General features: G+C 72.2%; 12 protein-coding genes. 9 read left to right on the forward strand and 3 right to left on the reverse strand.

The features are described from left to right. Positions 1–232 precede the first annotated feature (232 nt). On the forward strand, positions 233–5,116 hold the full coding sequence (locus tag ACFQS7_RS03240; RefSeq protein ID WP_380065573.1) for a PAS domain S-box protein: 4,884 nt from the start codon (positions 233–235) through the stop codon (positions 5,114–5,116). A 145-nt stretch (positions 5,117–5,261) separates the two neighbouring features. Here the strand turns inward: ACFQS7_RS03240 and serB are convergent, their stop codons facing one another. Next, the gene (gene serB, locus ACFQS7_RS03245) at positions 5,262–6,155 is read right to left on the reverse strand and encodes a phosphoserine phosphatase SerB (protein ID WP_380065574.1); all 894 of its coding nucleotides are present in this window, start codon (positions 6,153–6,155) and stop codon (positions 5,262–5,264) included. A gap of 29 nt (positions 6,156–6,184) precedes the next feature. Between serB and miaA the strand changes: the two genes are divergently transcribed. From miaA to ACFQS7_RS03280, 7 genes are all read left to right on the forward strand, one after another. Then, positions 6,185–7,156 carry a tRNA (adenosine(37)-N6)-dimethylallyltransferase MiaA gene (miaA, locus tag ACFQS7_RS03250; protein WP_380065575.1) on the forward strand — a complete coding sequence of 324 codons (972 nt, stop codon included), beginning with the start codon at positions 6,185–6,187 and terminating at the stop codon, positions 7,154–7,156. Positions 7,157–7,239: 83 nt separating this feature from the next. Further along, positions 7,240–9,033 (forward strand): acetolactate synthase 3 large subunit, encoded by a 1,794-nt coding sequence (locus tag ACFQS7_RS03255; RefSeq protein WP_380065576.1) that lies wholly within the window; start codon positions 7,240–7,242, stop codon positions 9,031–9,033. Positions 9,034–9,115: 82 nt separating this feature from the next. Beyond that, on the forward strand, positions 9,116–9,640 hold the full coding sequence (gene ilvN, locus ACFQS7_RS03260; protein ID WP_380065577.1) for an acetolactate synthase small subunit: 525 nt from the start codon (positions 9,116–9,118) through the stop codon (positions 9,638–9,640). Positions 9,641–9,678: 38 nt separating this feature from the next. Beyond that, positions 9,679–10,695 carry a ketol-acid reductoisomerase gene (gene ilvC / locus ACFQS7_RS03265; RefSeq protein WP_380065578.1) on the forward strand — a complete coding sequence of 339 codons (1,017 nt, stop codon included), beginning with the start codon at positions 9,679–9,681 and terminating at the stop codon, positions 10,693–10,695. 25 nt (positions 10,696–10,720) lie between these two features. Next, the gene (locus ACFQS7_RS03270; protein WP_380065579.1) at positions 10,721–11,203 is read left to right on the forward strand and encodes a GNAT family N-acetyltransferase; all 483 of its coding nucleotides are present in this window, start codon (positions 10,721–10,723) and stop codon (positions 11,201–11,203) included. A 32-nt stretch (positions 11,204–11,235) separates the two neighbouring features. Then, positions 11,236–12,171 (forward strand): allantoinase PuuE, encoded by a 936-nt coding sequence (puuE, locus tag ACFQS7_RS03275; protein WP_380065580.1) that lies wholly within the window; start codon positions 11,236–11,238, stop codon positions 12,169–12,171. A gap of 5 nt (positions 12,172–12,176) precedes the next feature. Continuing rightward, positions 12,177–12,485, forward strand: a complete 309-nt coding sequence (locus tag ACFQS7_RS03280) for a cupin domain-containing protein (RefSeq protein ID WP_380065581.1) — start codon at positions 12,177–12,179, stop codon at positions 12,483–12,485. Between the two features lie 164 nt (positions 12,486–12,649). On the opposite strand, the gene ACFQS7_RS03285 is transcribed toward ACFQS7_RS03280, so the two are convergent. After that, positions 12,650–13,726 carry an LLM class flavin-dependent oxidoreductase gene (locus ACFQS7_RS03285; RefSeq protein ID WP_380065582.1) on the reverse strand — a complete coding sequence of 359 codons (1,077 nt, stop codon included), beginning with the start codon at positions 13,724–13,726 and terminating at the stop codon, positions 12,650–12,652. Between the two features lie 164 nt (positions 13,727–13,890). On the opposite strand from ACFQS7_RS03285, the gene ACFQS7_RS03290 reads away from it, so the two are divergent. After that, positions 13,891–14,229 carry a hypothetical protein gene (locus ACFQS7_RS03290; protein WP_380065583.1) on the forward strand — a complete coding sequence of 113 codons (339 nt, stop codon included), beginning with the start codon at positions 13,891–13,893 and terminating at the stop codon, positions 14,227–14,229. A 403-nt stretch (positions 14,230–14,632) separates the two neighbouring features. Here ACFQS7_RS03290 and ACFQS7_RS03295 read toward each other — a convergent pair whose 3' ends face one another. Continuing rightward, a complete protein-coding gene (locus tag ACFQS7_RS03295; RefSeq protein ID WP_380065584.1) occupies positions 14,633–15,364 on the reverse strand; it encodes a pyridoxine 5'-phosphate synthase in 732 nt (243 codons plus the stop codon). Between the last annotated feature and the right edge of the window lie 3 nt (positions 15,365–15,367).

Genomic DNA, 15,367 nt, shown 5'->3' on the forward strand with positions numbered 1-15,367 from the left:
GCAGGGCATCGGTCTGCCTGGTCAGCCGGAATGCTGTCGCATCCAGCTGCCGCAGCCGTTCCCGGCCGGCTCGGGCAGAAAGCTCGGCACTGCCTCACGCATTGCTTGAGCAGGCGTTGAATATCAAATATTATATAATTATCCTGTGGGATAGAACTTTTTTAGTTCATCTCTTTCCGGGGCAATTCCGGCCCCGCGCAGCGCCACGCATTCCGCGGTGTCATCCCAGCCCATGCCCGATTCGTTGCTCGACCAGGACCGCTTGCAGCCGAGCGACGATTGGCAGACGCCGCGTCCTGCCGCTCCGGGCCGGCGTCCGCTCGGGCTCCGCCGGCACCTGGTCGGCATCCTGCTCGCCGCCCTGCTGCCGGTGCTGGCCGCCGGCGGCCTGGCACTGGGCAGCGCGGCGGAGGCCTACACCAACGCCTTCGAGGCACGGCTGCGCGATACCGCCCGCGCCCTGTCGCTGGCGATCGACGCCGATATCCGCGGCCGCATCGAATCGCTGACCGCCTTCGCAACCTCGCCCGCCTTCGGCGACGGCAGCCGCATCGCCGACCCCGTCGCGGCGCATGCGCATGCCGGCCGGGTCGCCGTCGTGACCGGCATGCGGATCGCGGTGGGGGATGCCGAAGGCCGCTTCCTGCTTCATCACCAGGTGACGCCCGGCGCCCCGCTGCCCGAGACCGGCATCGTCGCGGAGGTGCTGCGCGCCGCCATCCGGCAGGAAGGCCCGGTGGTCTCCGACCTGATGACTGGACCGCTGGTCCGCCGGCCGGTGGTCGCCGTGGTGGTGCCGGTGCCGCGCGCCGATGGCGAGCCGCCCGCCCTTTCGGCCGGCGGCTCGCTCGACCCCGAACATTTCGACGCGATGCTGGCGGCGCAGCGGCTGGAGGCCGGCGCCACCGCCACGCTGTTCGATGCCGCCGGCGCCGTCATCGCCCGCTCCGACGGCCGCTTCCGCGGCACCGTCCTGCTGCCCGAGATCAAGGCGCTGCTCGGTGGCGCCGACGGCATCTTCCGCCGCACCGGGCTGGACGGGGAGGAGAAGCTCTTCGCCACCGCCGCGCTGGCAACGGCGCCGGGCTGGACCGCGACCGTCGCGGTCCCCTACGCCACCTACCGCGCCAGCTGGCAGGGGCCGCTGCTCGGCATGGCCGGCGGCATCGGCCTGGCGTTGCTGGCGTCCGGCGGCCTCGCCTCGCTGCTCGCCCGGCGGCTGCTCCGCTCGCTCGGCTGGCTGGCGGCGCATGCCCGCGGCGTCGCGCTCGACCCGGAGCGCCGCCGTGGCACCGCGGCCGACCTGCCGCCGGTCCCGGTGACCGAGCTGGAGGCGCTGCGCCAGGGCTTCGCCGCCGCCGAGGCCGCGCTGCGCCGCCGCACCGAGGCCGAGCGCCACGCCTATGCCACGCTGGCCGAGAAGGAGGCGATGCTCGCCACCGCGCAGCAGTTGACCGGCGTCGGCGGCTGGACCTGGGAGATCGGCGACCCGGCGGAGCCCGGCTCCGGCAGCCTGCGCTGGACCGAGGAGACCTACCGCATCTTCGGCCTGTCGCCCGGCGCCGGCATCTCCATCGCGGCATTCCTCGACGCCGTGCCGCCGCCCGATCGCGAACGGGTTCAGGCCAGCATGCAGGCGGCGCTGCGCAGCGGCCGGCCCTACCGGACCGAGCACCGCATCCTCCGCCCGGATGGTTCGGTGCGCATCGTCGAGGAACTGGCCTCGCCCGAGCCGGACGTCGGCGGCCGGATCCGCCGGGTGGTCGGCTCCTGCCAGGACGTGACCGACCGCCGCATGGCGACGGCGGCGCTGGCCGACAACGCGGCGCGCTTGCAGGATCTGCTGGCGACGCTCGACCTGGCCGCCTGCATGGCACGCGACGTCGACGGCACCATCCGCTTCTGGTCGAAGGGCTGCGAGCTGCTCTATGGCTGGACCGCGGCCGAGGCGATGGGGCGTGACGTGCATGCGCTGCTCGGCACCGTCTTCCCGGTCCCCCGCGCCGAGGTCGATGCGGCGCTGGCACGCGACGGCGCCTGGATAGGCGAGCTGCGCCACCGCCGCCGTGACGGCGAGGAAGTGGTGGTCGCCGCGCACAAGGCGCTGCGCCGCGACGCCGCCGGCCGGCCGGTGGCGGTGGTCGAGGGCGTTACGGACGTCTCCGCCCTGCATACGGCGCGGGAGGCGCTGGGCGAGAGCGAAGCGCGGCTGCGGCTGGCGCTGGAAGGCGCCGGCCTGGGCATCTGGGAGCAGGAATTCGCCCGCAACCGGCTGCGGCTGGACGCTCAGGCGTCGGCCATGACCGGCGGCCTGCTCCCGGCCGGTGTCTGGCTGGGCTATGACGGGGCGGAATTCGCCGCCTGGCGGGAGGCCGTGCACCCGGCCGACCGGGCCAGGCGCGAGGCGTCGCGCGACGCCCTGGTCGCCGGCGGCGAAGGCCTGATGGCGATCGAATTCCGCGTCCGCATCGGTGCCGCCTGGCGCTGGATCGCCTTCCGCAGCATCGTCGCCGAACGCGACCCGGTCCACGGGAACGGCCAGCGCGTGCTGAGCGTGGTGCGCGACACCACCGAGGCGGCGCTGCGCGTCAGCGAGGCGCGGCTGCGCTCGGTGGTCGATTCCGCGCTGGACGCGATTATCGTGGCGACGCAGGAGGGCGTCATCGTCTCGGCCAACCGGGCGGCGGCGCGGATGTTCGGCCATCCCGGGCCGGAGGCGCTGGTCGGCCAGGATCTCGGCGTGCTGATGCCGGCCGGGGAGGGGGCGCAGCACGCGGCGCGGCTGGCCAGGATGGTAGCGGCGCCGGGTGCCCGGGCCATGGCGCCGGGCCGGACGCTGACCGCCCGCCGCGCCGATGGCAGCACCTTCCGGATCGAGGCCTCGGTCGCCGGCTTCGAGGCCGGCGGCGAGCGCTTCGTCACCGGCATCCTGCGCGACGTCACCGACCGGATCACCGCCGAGCGGGCGCTGGCCGAGAGCGAGGCGCTGCACCGCGCCACCTTCGAACATGCCGCGGTCGGCATCGCCCAACTTTCGCTCGACGGCACCTGGCTGCAGGTCAACGACCGGGTCTGCGCCATCACCGGCCAGCCGCGCGAGGCACTGCTCGGCCGCAGCATGTGGGACCTCACCCACCCGGACGACCGCGCCGAGGGACTGGCCCGGGTCGAGGCGCTGAAGCAGGCGAGCGACGGCCACTACACGCGGGTGAAGCGTTACCTGCGGCCGGACGGCGGCACGGTCTGGGTCAACCTCACCGTCTCGATCCTGCGCGACGCCGACGAGGCGCCGCGGCGGCTCATCTCGGTCATCGAGGACATCTCCGCCCGGCAGCAGGCGGAACATGCCCTGGCGTCGAGCGAGGCGGAATTCCGCGCCACCTTCGAACAGGCCGCGGTCGGCATCGCCCATGTCGCGCTGGACGGCACCTGGCTGCGGCTGAACGACCGCTTCTGCAGCATCGTCGGCCGCACCCGTGAGGAGATGCTGGGCCTGACCTTCCGGCAGATCACCCATCCGGACGACCTGGCCGCCGACCTGGAGCAGGGGCAGGCGCTGCTGGACGGGACGATCGAGATCTATGCGATGGAGAAGCGCTACCTCAGCGCCGATGGCGGCACGATCTGGGTCAACCTCACCGTCTCGTTGCTGCGCGATGCCATGGGGCGGCCGGACCGCTTCGTCTCGGTGATCGAGGACATCGCCGTGCGCAAGGCGACCGAGGCGGCGCTGGCCGGCAGCGAGGAACGCTACCGCACCCTGTTCGAGCGCATGGAGGAGGGCTTCACGCTCTGGCAGGCGCTGCCCGACGCGGCCGGCGCGATCGCCGACTTCCGCCTGCTGGAGCGCAACGACGCGATCGACCGGCTGACCGGCCGGCTGCCCGCGGCCTGCATCGGCCGCAGCCTGCGGACGCTGTTCCCCGACATGGCGGAGGACCTGTTCGCCGCGCTGGTCCGCGTCGCCGAGACCGGCGAGCCGCACGCGATCGAGGGGATGGCGGGGTCAACCGGGCGCTGGTTGAACCAGCGCATCTTCTCCCCGGGACCGGGCCGCGTCGCGAGTCTGGTGCGCGACGTGACCGAGCGGGTCCAGGCCGAGGCGGCGATCCGCGACAGTGAGGCGATGCTGCGCCGGGTGCTCGACAACCTCTTCGCCTTCGTCGGCGTGCTGGCGCCGGACGGCACCCTCCTGGATGCCAACCGGGCGCCGCTGGAGGCCGCCGGCATCACGCTGGAGGCGGTGCGCGGCCAGCCCTTCTGGGAGGCCTACTGGTGGTCCTACGACGCCGCCGTGGCGGCGCGGGTGCGCGCGGCCTGCGAAGCCGCCGCGGCCGGGACCGCCACGCGCTTCGATGTCGATGTGCGGATGGCGGAGGACAGCCGGATGACCATCGACTTCCAGGTGGCGCCGCTGGTCGACGGCGCCGGGCGGGTCACCCACCTCATCCCCTCGGCGGTCGACATCACCGAGCGCAAGCGGTCCGAGGAGGCCAAGATGCTGCTGGCGCGGGAGGTCGACCACCGCGCCAAGAATGCGCTGGCGGTGGTGCAGTCGGTGCTGACCCTGACCCGGACCGAGGATCCGGCTGCCTTCAAGAAGGCGGTGATGGGCCGGATCGCGGCGATGGCCCTGGCGCATACGCTGCTGGCGCGGGAGAACTGGAACGGCGCCGACCTGCAGGTGCTGCTGGGCGAGGAGCTGGCGGCCTATCGCGGCGGCGGCGGGCTCGAGGCGGCGGTGCAGCTCGACGGGCCGCTGGTCGGCCTGGCGCCGGGCGCGACCCAGGCGGTGGCCATGGCGATCCATGAATTGGCGACCAACGCGGCGAAATACGGCGGGCTGTCGGTGCGCGGCGGGCATGTCTCGGTATCCTGGTCGCGCGACCCGAGATCCGACGGCCTGTCGCTGGTCTGGCAGGAGCGCGGCGGGCCGCCGATCCTGGCGCCGCCGGACCGCCGCGGCTTCGGCACCGGCCTGATCCAGAGCACGGTGGTGCGGCAGCTGCAGGGCAGCCTGGAGATGCGCTGGGACCCGGGCGGGCTGCGCTGCGTGCTGGGCCTGCCGGGCAAGCAGGTCATCTGGCGGACGCGGGCACCGCCGCGGCTCCGGTGAGAAAGCGAGGTCGGGGAGGGAAACGGATTCCCTGCCCGAACCCCTCCCTTCCTTTTCGTGGGCTCGGCACCCGGTGCGCGGCGAGTGCCAGACTCACGAAAACAGAGGCGGGTCCAGAAAGGATGCGTCCTCCCTGGCCTTGCCCTCAGCCGGCCAGGATCTCCGCCGCCCGGTAGCCTTGCGCGAAGAGCAGCCCGCGCAGGTCGGCATGGTCGAGCTTCGCCCGGGCCGCGGCCGCCACCACCGGCTTGGCGTGGAACGCCACGCCGAGCCCGGCCGCCTGGATCATCGCCAGGTCGTTGGCGCCGTCGCCCACCGTCAGCGCGGCTTCCAGCGGCAGCGCGTGCTCGGCGGCCAGGCGCTTCAGCGCCGCCAGCTTGGCGTCGCGGTCGAGGATCGGCTCCCCCACCTTGCCGGTGAGCTTCCCATCGGCGATCTCCAGGGTGTTGGAGTAATGCGCATGGAAGCCGACCAGCGCCGCGACGCGGCCGGTGAAGAAGGTGAAGCCGCCGGAGACGAGGGCGCAATGCGCGCCGTTCGCCCGCATGGTGGCGACCAGCGCGCGGGCGCCGTCGGTGAGTTCCGTCGCCTCCCAGGTCCGCTCCAGCGCGGATACGTCGAGGCCCGCCAGCATGCCGACGCGCTCGATCAGCGCGGTGCGGAAGTCGAGCTCGCCGTTCATGGACCGCCGGGTGATCCCGGCGATCTTCTCCTTCAGCCCGGCGAAGGCGGCGATCTCGTCGAGCGTCTCCGACGTGACGATGGTGCTGTCCATGTCGGCCAGCAGCAGCCGCTTGCGGCGGCCCGCGGCGGCAGTGGCGATCACGTCCACCGCGGCGCCGTCGAGCGCCTGGGTGGCGACCGCGATCGCCTGTTCCGCCGCCAGCCCGCCGAAGGGGATGTCGGCGGCTTCCTCCGGCGCCAGCCAGTCCGGCGTGCCGGCATCGGCGCCGAGCGCCTGCAGCGCGGCCCGGGTGCGGAGCAGATGGGGCTGGCCGAGGCCGCTCGGGGGCGCGATCAGGGTGAGGATCTGGGACATGCGGCGCCCGGTATGGCGAAGCGTGCGGCATGACGCAATCACGCGACGCCAGGGCCTTGATCGTCGCCGGGCCCACCGCCAGCGGCAAGTCGGCGCTGGCGCTGGACCTGGCGCGGCGGCTGGGGGGCGTGGTGATCAACGCCGATTCCATGCAGCTCTATGCCGAGCTGCGGGTGCTGACGGCACGGCCGACGCCGGCCGAGGAAGCCGCGGTGCCGCACCGCCTGTACGGCGTGCGCCCGGCGGCCGAGGCGGCCAGCGTCGCCTGGTGGCGCGGCCAGGCGCTGGCCGAGATGGACGCGGCGCGGGCGACGGGGCGGCTGCCGATCCTCTGCGGCGGGACCGGGCTCTATTTCCTCTCGCTGACCGAGGGGCTCTCGGCGCTGCCACCGGTGCCGGCCGAGGCCCGCGCGGCGGCGCGCGCGCTGCTGGCCGAGATCGGCGCGCCGGCGCTGCATGCCCGGCTGGCCGCCGCGGATCCGGAGACCGCGGCCCGGCTGCGCCCCGGCGACAGCCAGCGGCTGGCCCGGGCCTGGGAGGTCTGGGCCGGGACGGGCAGGGGGCTGGCCGCCTGGCAGCGGCAGGGTGCGCATACCGGCCCCGCGCCCTGGCGCTTCGCCGCCGTCCTGCTCGACCCGCCGCGCGACAGGCTGCGCGCGGCGATCGCCGCACGGTTCGACGCCATGCTGGCGGGCGGGGCGCTGGCGGAGGTGGCGGCGCTCGGCGCGCTCGGGCTCGATGCGGCGCTGCCGGCGATGCGGGCGCACGGGGTGCCGGAGTTGCTGGCGCACCTGGCGGGCCGGGTGCCGCTGGCGGCGGCGCGGCAGCGCGCGGTGCTGAATACCGGGCAGTATACCAAGCGCCAGGCGACCTGGTTCCGGCACCATCCGCTGGCCGACCCGAGGCTGGCGCATATCATCCATGCGCGAATGGGCAGTCAGGCGCAATTTCAGGAAAGCGAAGCGCCGGAAATCTTCGCGTTTCTTCACCGGGGGCGTTGACGCGGCGCAGCAGGGGGCGTAACCCTCCGCGCCTCGCCGGCCCCGGAAAAGCCGGGCGGCGAGCCGCATCCGAGGAAGACGCCATGTCCGCCACCCTGCAGACCCCGACCGAGGCCCGCACCATGAACGGTGCGGAGATCGTCCTCCAGGCGCTGAAGGACCAGGGCGTCGAGGTCATCTTCGGTTATCCCGGCGGCGCGGTATTGCCGTTGTACGACGCGCTGTTCCAGCAGAACGCCATCCGCCATATCCTGGTGCGGCACGAGCAGGCGGCGGTCCACGCGGCCGAGGGCTATGCGCGCTCCACTGGCAAGGTGGGCGTGGTGCTGGTGACCAGCGGCCCGGGCGCGACCAACGCCGTGACCGGCCTGGTGGATGCGCTGATGGACAGCATCCCGGTGATCTGCCTGACCGGCCAGGTGCCGACCCACCTGATCGGCAACGACGCCTTCCAGGAGGCCGACACCACCGGCATCACCCGGCCCGCGACCAAGCACAACTACCTGGTCAAGGACATCGGCAAGCTGGCGTCCACGGTGCACGAGGCCTTCTACGTGGCAAGGTCCGGCCGGCCCGGCCCGGTGGTGATCGACCTGCCGAAGGACATCCTGATCGGCAAGGGGCCGTATTCCGAGGCGCCGAAGACCGCGCACCGCAGCTACCGGCCGATGACCGAGCCGGACGCCGCGCAGATCCGCGCCGCGGTGAAGCTGCTGAAGAACGCCAAGCGCCCGATCGTCTATGCCGGCGGCGGCGTGATCAACGCGGGGCCGGAAGCGTCGCGGCTGCTGGGCGAGTTCGTCCGCATGACGGGGATGCCCTGCACCAACACGCTGATGGGGCTCGGCGCCTATCCCTCCACCGATCCGCAGTTCCTCGGCATGCTGGGGATGCACGGGACCTTCGAGGCCAATCTGGCGATGCATGGCTGCGACGTCATGCTGAACATCGGCGCGCGGTTCGACGACCGCGTCACCGGGCGGCTGAACGCCTTCTCGCCCAACTCGAAGAAGATCCACGCCGACATCGACCCGTCCAGCATCAACAAGAACGTCAAGGTGGACGTGGCGATCGTCGGCGACGCGGCCCGCGTGCTGGCGGCGCTGGTCGAGGCCTGGAAGGAAGACAGCGCCCAGCAGGACCGCGAGGCGATGGCCGGCTGGTGGCGGCAGATCTCCTCCTGGCGCGAGACGCGCTGCCTGCAATACGTCCAGCAGGGCAGCATCATCAAGCCGCAGCACGCGGTGAAGCGGCTCTACGAGATCACCCGCGAGATGGGGCAGGAGACCTTCATCACGACGGAGGTCGGCCAGCACCAGATGTGGGCGGCGCAGTATTTCGGCTTCGAGAAGCCGAACCGCTGGATGACCAGCGGCGGGCTGGGCACCATGGGCTACGGCCTGCCGGCGGCGATGGGCGTGCAGATCGCCCATCCGGATGCGCTCGTCATCGACATCGCCGGCGAGGCCAGCATCCTGATGAACATCCAGGAGATGGGGACCCTTGCGCAGTACCGCCTGCCGGTGAAGGTCTTCATCCTGAACAACGAGTACATGGGCATGGTGCGGCAGTGGCAGGAGCTGCTGCACGGCAGCCGCTACTCGGAAAGCTATTCCGAGGCGCTGCCCGACTTCGTCAAGCTGGCCGATGCCTTCCACGCCAAGGGCATCCGGGTGACGCGGGCCGAGGACCTGGACGCCGGCATCCGCGAGATGCTGGCGCATCCCGGCCCGGTCATCGCCGACATCGCGGTGGCCAAGGACGAGAATTGCTTCCCGATGATCCCGTCCGGCGCCGCGCACAACGAGATGATCCTGGCCCCGGGCCAGGAGGGCGGGGTGGCCGGCGTGACCGACGAAGGCAAGGTCCTGGTCTAGGGCATCCGGCGCCATCCCCCCGGCGGGGGGATGGACTCGTCCCGGCAGCTTCCGTAATGCACGCCCCGACCGAAGAATGATCATGCCCGACCCCAGCGAGACCACCCTGCGCAATGCCACCATCGCCGTGCTCGTCGAGAACGAGGCGGGCATCCTGGCGCGCGTCGTCGGCCTGTTCTCCGGCCGCGGCTACAACATCGAGAGCCTGACCGTGGCGCCGGTCGATGCCGACCGGCGGCTGTCGCGCATCACCATCGTCACCCGCGGCACCGACATGGTGATCGAGCAGATCAAGTCGCAGCTCGATCGCCTGGTGCCGGTGCACAAGGTGAGCGACCTGACGCTCGAAGGCCCGCATCTCGCGCGCGAGATGATGCTGATCAAGGTGGCGGGGCGCGGCGAGCACCGGATGGAGGCGCTGCGCCTGGCGGATGCCTTCCGCGCCCGCGTGGTGGATGCGACGACCGAGAGCTTCGTCTTCGAGATGACGGGGGCGGGCGAGAAGCTCGACGCCTTCATCGACCTGATGCGGCCGATCGGGCTGACCGAGGTCTCGCGCACCGGCGTCGTCGCCATCGCGCGCGGCCCCGGCAGCCTGCAGGCCTGAGACGACTATCCTGTAGAGAGAAAGGGAGTAGCGCAGCCATGCGCGTTTACTACGACCGCGATGCGGATGTGAACCTCATCAAGTCGAAGAAGGTGGCCATCATCGGCTTCGGCAGCCAGGGCCATGCCCATGCGATGAACCTGCGCGACAGCGGGCAGAAGGACATCGTCATCGGCCTGCGCGCCGGCGGCTCCGCCCAGAAGGCCGAGGCCGCGGGCTTCAAGGTGCTGCCGCCCGCCGAGGCCGCGAAGTGGGCCGACGTCATCATGGTGCTCACCCCCGACGAGGGCCAGGGCGACCTCTACCGCGACCACCTGCACGCCAACATGAAGCAGGGCGCGGCGCTGGCCTTCGCGCATGGCCTGAACGTGCACTTCAACCTGCTCGACCCGCGCCCCGACCTCGACGTCTTCATGATCGCGCCGAAGGGCCCGGGCCACACGGTGCGCAGCGAGTACCAGCGCGGCGGCGGCGTGCCCTGCCTGGTGGCGCTTGCCCAGAACCCGTCCGGCAACGGGCTCGAGATCGCGCTCTCCTATGCCAGCGCGATTGGCGGCGGCCGCGCCGGCGTCATCGAGACCACCTTCAAGGAGGAATGCGAGACCGACCTGTTCGGCGAGCAGACCGTCCTCTGCGGCGGCCTGGTCGAGCTCATCAAGGCGGGCTTCGAGACGCTGGTCGAGGCCGGCTACGCCCCCGAGATGGCCTATTTCGAGTGCCTGCACGAGGTGAAGCTGATCGTCGACCTCATCTACGAGGGCGGCATCGCCAACATGAACTACTCGATCTCCAACACCGCCGAGTACGGCGAGTACGTGACCGGCCCGCGCATCATCACCGCCGAGACCAAGGCCGAGATGAAGCGCGTGCTGGCCGACATCCAGACCGGCAAGTTCGCCCGCGACTGGATGCTGGAGAACAAGGTGAACCAGGCCAGCTTCAAGGCGACCCGCCGCAAGCTCGCCGAGCACCAGATCGAGGACGTCGGCGAGAAGCTGCGCGCCATGATGCCCTGGATCAAGAAGAACGCCCTGGTCGACAAGGCGAAGAACTGAGATGGCGCGGGGGGCGGGTCCGGCGGTGCTGGTCCGCCCCCTGCGGCCGGCCGACCGCGCCGCGCTGCTGGAACACGCGGCGGCGCTCAACCTGCACGAGCAGCCCTTCTCCGGCGACCGCAACCTGGCGCCGGACGGGGCCGCGGCCAGCCTCGACCACATCCTTGGCCGCGTCGCCGCGACCGGCGGGGCGGCCTGGGTGGCGGAAGCCGGCGGGCAGGTGGTCGGCCATCTCTGCCTGACCCTCGATACCATGCCGGCCTATGTCGCGGCGGACCGGCGCGCGATCGCCTATGTCAGCGACGCCTATGTGCGCGACGCGGCGCGCGGGCGCGGCATCTTCCGCGCCCTGCTGGCCGAGGCGGAAGCCTTCGCCGCCGCCCGGGGCGCGACGCGCATCATGATCGGCCTGCTGGCGGGGAACCTGCTGGCGGAGCGGGCCTATCGGGCCGCCGGGTTCCAGCCCTATGCGCTCGAGCTCGCCAAGGACCTGCCGCCGCCGGCTTGACCGCGACCGGCGCGCGGGCCGACCCTTCCGGCATGAACGACGCTTCGCATGTCCTCGCCGCCGAGACCGAGCATCCCCGCGACTTCCTGGGCTACGGCGCCAGCCCGCCCGACCCGCGCTGGCCCGGCGGGGCGCGCCTCGCCCTCTCCTTCGTGCTGAACTACGAGGAGGGGTCGGAGAATACCGTGCTCAACGGCGATGCCGGCAGCGAGCAGTACCTGCACGAGGTCCCCGGCGGCGCCGCCCGCCCCGAGCGCGACCTGAGCACCGAGACGCAGTTCGACTACGGCGCCCGCGCCGGCGTCTGGCGCATCCTGCGGCTCTTCGCCGAGCGCGGCCTGCCGCTCACGGTCTACGGCGTCGGCCGGGCGCTGGAACTCAACCCCACCGTCGCGCGCGCCTTCGCCGAGGCGGGGCACGAGGTGGCGTCGCACGGCTGGCGCTGGATCGACTACCGCACCGTGCCGGAGGAGGTCGAGCGCGCCGAGATCGCCCGCTGCGTCGCGGTGATCGAGCGCACCACGGGGACGAAGCCGGTCGGCTGGTACACCGGCCGCATCAGCCTGCGCACGAGGCGGCTGGTCGCCGAGCATGGCGGGTTCCTGTACGACAGCGACAGCTATGCCGACGACCTGCCCTACTATGTCCGCTGCGCCGGCAAGCCTTTGCTGGTGGTGCCCTACACGCTCGACAACAACGACATGAAATTCGCGGTCCCCCCCGGCTTCACCTCGGGCGACGGCTTCACCCGGCACCTGACCGACAGCTTCGACTTCCTGCTGCGGGAAGGCGCCAGGGCGCCGAAGATGATGTCGGTCGGGCTGCATTGCCGCCTCGCCGGCCGGCCCGGCCGCGGCGCGGCGCTGGAGCGGTTCCTCGACCACGTGGCGCGCCACCGCGACGTCTGGGTCTGCCGCCGCGCCGAGATCGCCCGCCACTGGCTCGCCACCCACCCACCGACGGAGTGACCGCGATGTACCCGCTGGAAAAGCGCGAATTGGTCGCCGAGGCCACCGGCCTGCGCATGCAGATCCTGACCCTGGCGGCGGGGCAGGAAGTGCCCTGGCATTGGCATTCCGAGGTGACCGACACCTTCTGGTGCATGGACGGCCCGATGGTGATCGAGACCCGCGCGCCGAACACCGTCACGGTGCTGCAGCCCGGCCAGATGCATGCGGTGCCGCCCGCGACCGCGCATCGCGTCACCGGCCAGGACGGCGGGAGGGCACGCTTCGCCATCCTGCAGGGGGTCGGGACCTACGATTTCAGGCCGGTGGGCTGAAGCGACAGACGCTCGGGGAGGAAAAGGCACGTCCTCCCCGTGGGACGCATGCGTCCGACCCAAGCTTTGCTTTTCGTGGGCCTGGCACCCGCCGCGCGGCGGGTGCCAGGCCAGACCAATGGAGGCGGGGCCAGGGAGGATGCGTCCTCCCTGGCCTTGCTTCCCTACGCCATCCGCCCCGCATTCCGCGCCGCCAGGATCGGCCGCACCAGCCGCCCGAACCGCTCCGCCTCCTCGTCGTGCAGGTAGCCCGACAGGCAGAAGCTGTGGCAGCCGATATCGATGAAGCGCTGCAGCACCGCGGCGCATTGCCCCGGGTCGCCCACCACCGCGACGCCGGCGCCCTGGCGTACTTTCGCCAGCCCCGCCCAGAGGTTCGGCGCGATCAGCCCGCCGGTTTCCGCCAGCAGCGCCTGCACCCGCTGGTTCGCCACCGAATTCGCCACGTTGGCGCGCACCGCGGCGCTGCGCTCGGCGCCGACGCCGCGGACGAGGTCGTCCGCCGCGGCCCAGGCCTCGGCCTCGGTCTCGCGGCAGATGATCTGGAGGCGCATCCCGAACCCCAGGGCATCCTCCCGCCCATGGTCGCGGGCCAGGGCGCGGATCTCGGCCATCTGGCCGGCGATGGTCTCCGGCCGGTCGCCCCAGAACAGATGCACGTCGGCATGTTCCGCCGAGATCGCCCAGGCCTGGGCGCTGCCGCCGCCGAGGTAGAAGCGCGGATGCGGCTGCTGGAAGGGGGGCGGGATGACGCGGGCACCGCGCAGGGTGTGGAAGGCGCCGTCCCAATCGATCGGGCCGCGCGCGGTCCACAGCGCCTTCATGATGGCGACCTCCTCCGCCATCAGGGCGTAGCGGTCCTCCTTGCCGTACCTGATCCCGTCGGCGGCATTCTCCGCCTCCGACTGCCCGGCGATCAGGTTCACCGCGACGCGCCCGCCGGTGAGCTGGTCGAAGGTCGTCACCATCTTCGCCAGCATCACCGGGTTGACGTAGCCCGGCCGCGCCGCGACCAGCATGCGGATCGAGGCCGAGCGCCCGGCCAGGAAGGCGGTGGTCACCCAGGCCTCCCAGCAGGCGGTGGCGACGGGCACCAGCATGTAGGCGAAGCCGGCGGCCTCGGCGGCGGACACCACGCGGTCGAACATCGGGGTGCCGGCGGGGACCACGTTCGTCCCTTCCGCGTAGCGGGTGGTGTCGCCGTTGCTCGGCAGGTACCAGCCGAATTCCAGCGGTCGCATGGGCTCTCCGTCGTGCTGCCTCGGCGGCATCCTGCGCGGCGGCGGCGCCCGGCGCCAGCGCCCCCGCGCGCTGTGCCCAGCGGCACAGCAATCCTGGCATTCGAAAGGCAATAGTCCGCTCGTCGGCGGGGCCAGTCCGGACCGCCATTGAAGGAGAGACGACCATGTTGCGCAAGCTGACCCCCGCTGTGGCCCTGGCCGCACTGTTCGGCCTGACCCAGCCCGGGACCGCGCACGAGATGCAGGTCCTGCAGGGCGGCGAGAATTTCGAGGTGCTGTGGACCGGTGGCTTGCGGGACAACCTGGCCGGCGGCGGCACGGCCCTGCTCATGGGCGGCGGCGACGACGGGAGCGTGACCTACGCGCCACGCAGCACACAGGGCCAGGCGGCCTTCGCCACGCTGCAGGGCGGCGGCGACGATCGCACCCTGACCCGCAGCCCGGCGGAGGCGCCGACCAGCCTGCTGGCGCTGCGGGACACGGCCTCGCCACGCCGCCGCTGACCTGGCGATGCGGTGCGACCGGCGGGGCGGTGCCGGGGACGGCGCCGCCCCGTTCCGTATCCGCGGGGCGCGTGCTCCGGCGGAGTGCCCGACCTGCGGAGGCGCTGCCGGTGACCCGCCTCGTCCGGCATGGCGTAGCGGCACCGCCGGGCCGCGCGCAAGGATTTCTGGCTTTTATTCCTAGATCATGCCAGGCTGGCACCGCCAGGGGCGGAGCCATGCCCGGCCGCCGACCGGGGCCGGGCGATCGCGCCGCCGAGGGCGCGCTTCAATTCCTCACATCGTCAATTCCCCAACCGGAGCGGCGGGAAACCCGCGCCCGGCCTGGCCCGGGCCGGATCGGGGCCGGATCGGCCTCAATCATCCTGAGCCGGATTGAGAGGAATCGTGGGGTTTTGCCGCCTCAGATCCTCAGGCCGCCTCGCTCGGCCGCGATCAGCGCCTGGAAGCGTCGGACCACCGCGGGCAGGCCCTCGAAGATGCTCTGGCCGATCAGGAAATGGCCGATGCTGACCTCCGTGACCTCGGGCATGGCGGCGATGGCGCCGACCGTCTCATAGGTCAGGCCATGGCCGGCATGGCAGTGCAGGCCGGCGGCGGCGGCCGCCGCCGCGCCGGCCTTGAGCCGCGCCAGGATCGGCGGGCGGTCGGCCGCGGCGGCATCGGCATAGGTGCCGGTATGCAGCTCGATCGCCTGGGCGCCGATTCGGGCCGCGGCCTCGATCTGCCGCGGGTCGGCCTCGATGAAGATCGAGACCTCGATGCCGGCGCCGGCCAGGCGCTTCACCGCCTCGGCCAGGGCCGGGCCGGCGGCGATGACGTCGAGCCCGCCCTCGGTGGTCAGTTCCTGGCGCTTCTCCGGCACCAGGCAGCAGGCCGGCGGGCGGAGGCTTGTGGCGATGCCGACCATCTCCTCGGTCGCCGCCATCTCGAAGTTGAGGCGGGCCTCGACCTCGGCGGCGACGCGGTGCAGGTCCTGGTCGCGGACATGCCGGCGGTCCTCCCGCAAATGCATGGTGATGCCGTCGGCGCCGGCGGCCATGACGATGCGGGCGGCCTCGACCGGGCAGGGGAAGTCGCCGCCGCGGGCATTCCGCAGGGTGGCGACATGGTCGATGTTCACGGAAAGGCGCATCGG

It is taken from the genome of Dankookia sp. GCM10030260 (assembly GCF_042666655.1).
Taxonomy (GTDB): Bacteria; Pseudomonadota; Alphaproteobacteria; order Acetobacterales; family Acetobacteraceae; genus Paracraurococcus.

Excerpts from the sequence above, each read along its gene's own strand:
- serB (WP_380065574.1), bottom strand. The coding sequence starts at position 6,155 with ATGTCCCAGATCCTCACCCTGATCGCGCCCCCGAGCGGCCTCGGCCAG.
- ACFQS7_RS03240 (WP_380065573.1), top strand. The coding sequence starts at position 233 with ATGCCCGATTCGTTGCTCGACCAGGACCGCTTGCAGCCGAGCGACGAT.
- puuE (WP_380065580.1), top strand. The coding sequence starts at position 11,236 with ATGAACGACGCTTCGCATGTCCTCGCCGCCGAGACCGAGCATCCCCGC.
- ACFQS7_RS03290 (WP_380065583.1), top strand. The coding sequence starts at position 13,891 with ATGTTGCGCAAGCTGACCCCCGCTGTGGCCCTGGCCGCACTGTTCGGC.
- ACFQS7_RS03295 (WP_380065584.1), bottom strand. The coding sequence starts at position 15,364 with ATGCGCCTTTCCGTGAACATCGACCATGTCGCCACCCTGCGGAATGCC.
- ACFQS7_RS03285 (WP_380065582.1), bottom strand. The coding sequence starts at position 13,726 with ATGCGACCGCTGGAATTCGGCTGGTACCTGCCGAGCAACGGCGACACC.
- ACFQS7_RS03255 (WP_380065576.1), top strand. The coding sequence starts at position 7,240 with ATGTCCGCCACCCTGCAGACCCCGACCGAGGCCCGCACCATGAACGGT.
- ACFQS7_RS03280 (WP_380065581.1), top strand. The coding sequence starts at position 12,177 with ATGTACCCGCTGGAAAAGCGCGAATTGGTCGCCGAGGCCACCGGCCTG.
- ilvN (WP_380065577.1), top strand. The coding sequence starts at position 9,116 with ATGCCCGACCCCAGCGAGACCACCCTGCGCAATGCCACCATCGCCGTG.
- miaA (WP_380065575.1), top strand. The coding sequence starts at position 6,185 with ATGACGCAATCACGCGACGCCAGGGCCTTGATCGTCGCCGGGCCCACC.
- ilvC (WP_380065578.1), top strand. The coding sequence starts at position 9,679 with ATGCGCGTTTACTACGACCGCGATGCGGATGTGAACCTCATCAAGTCG.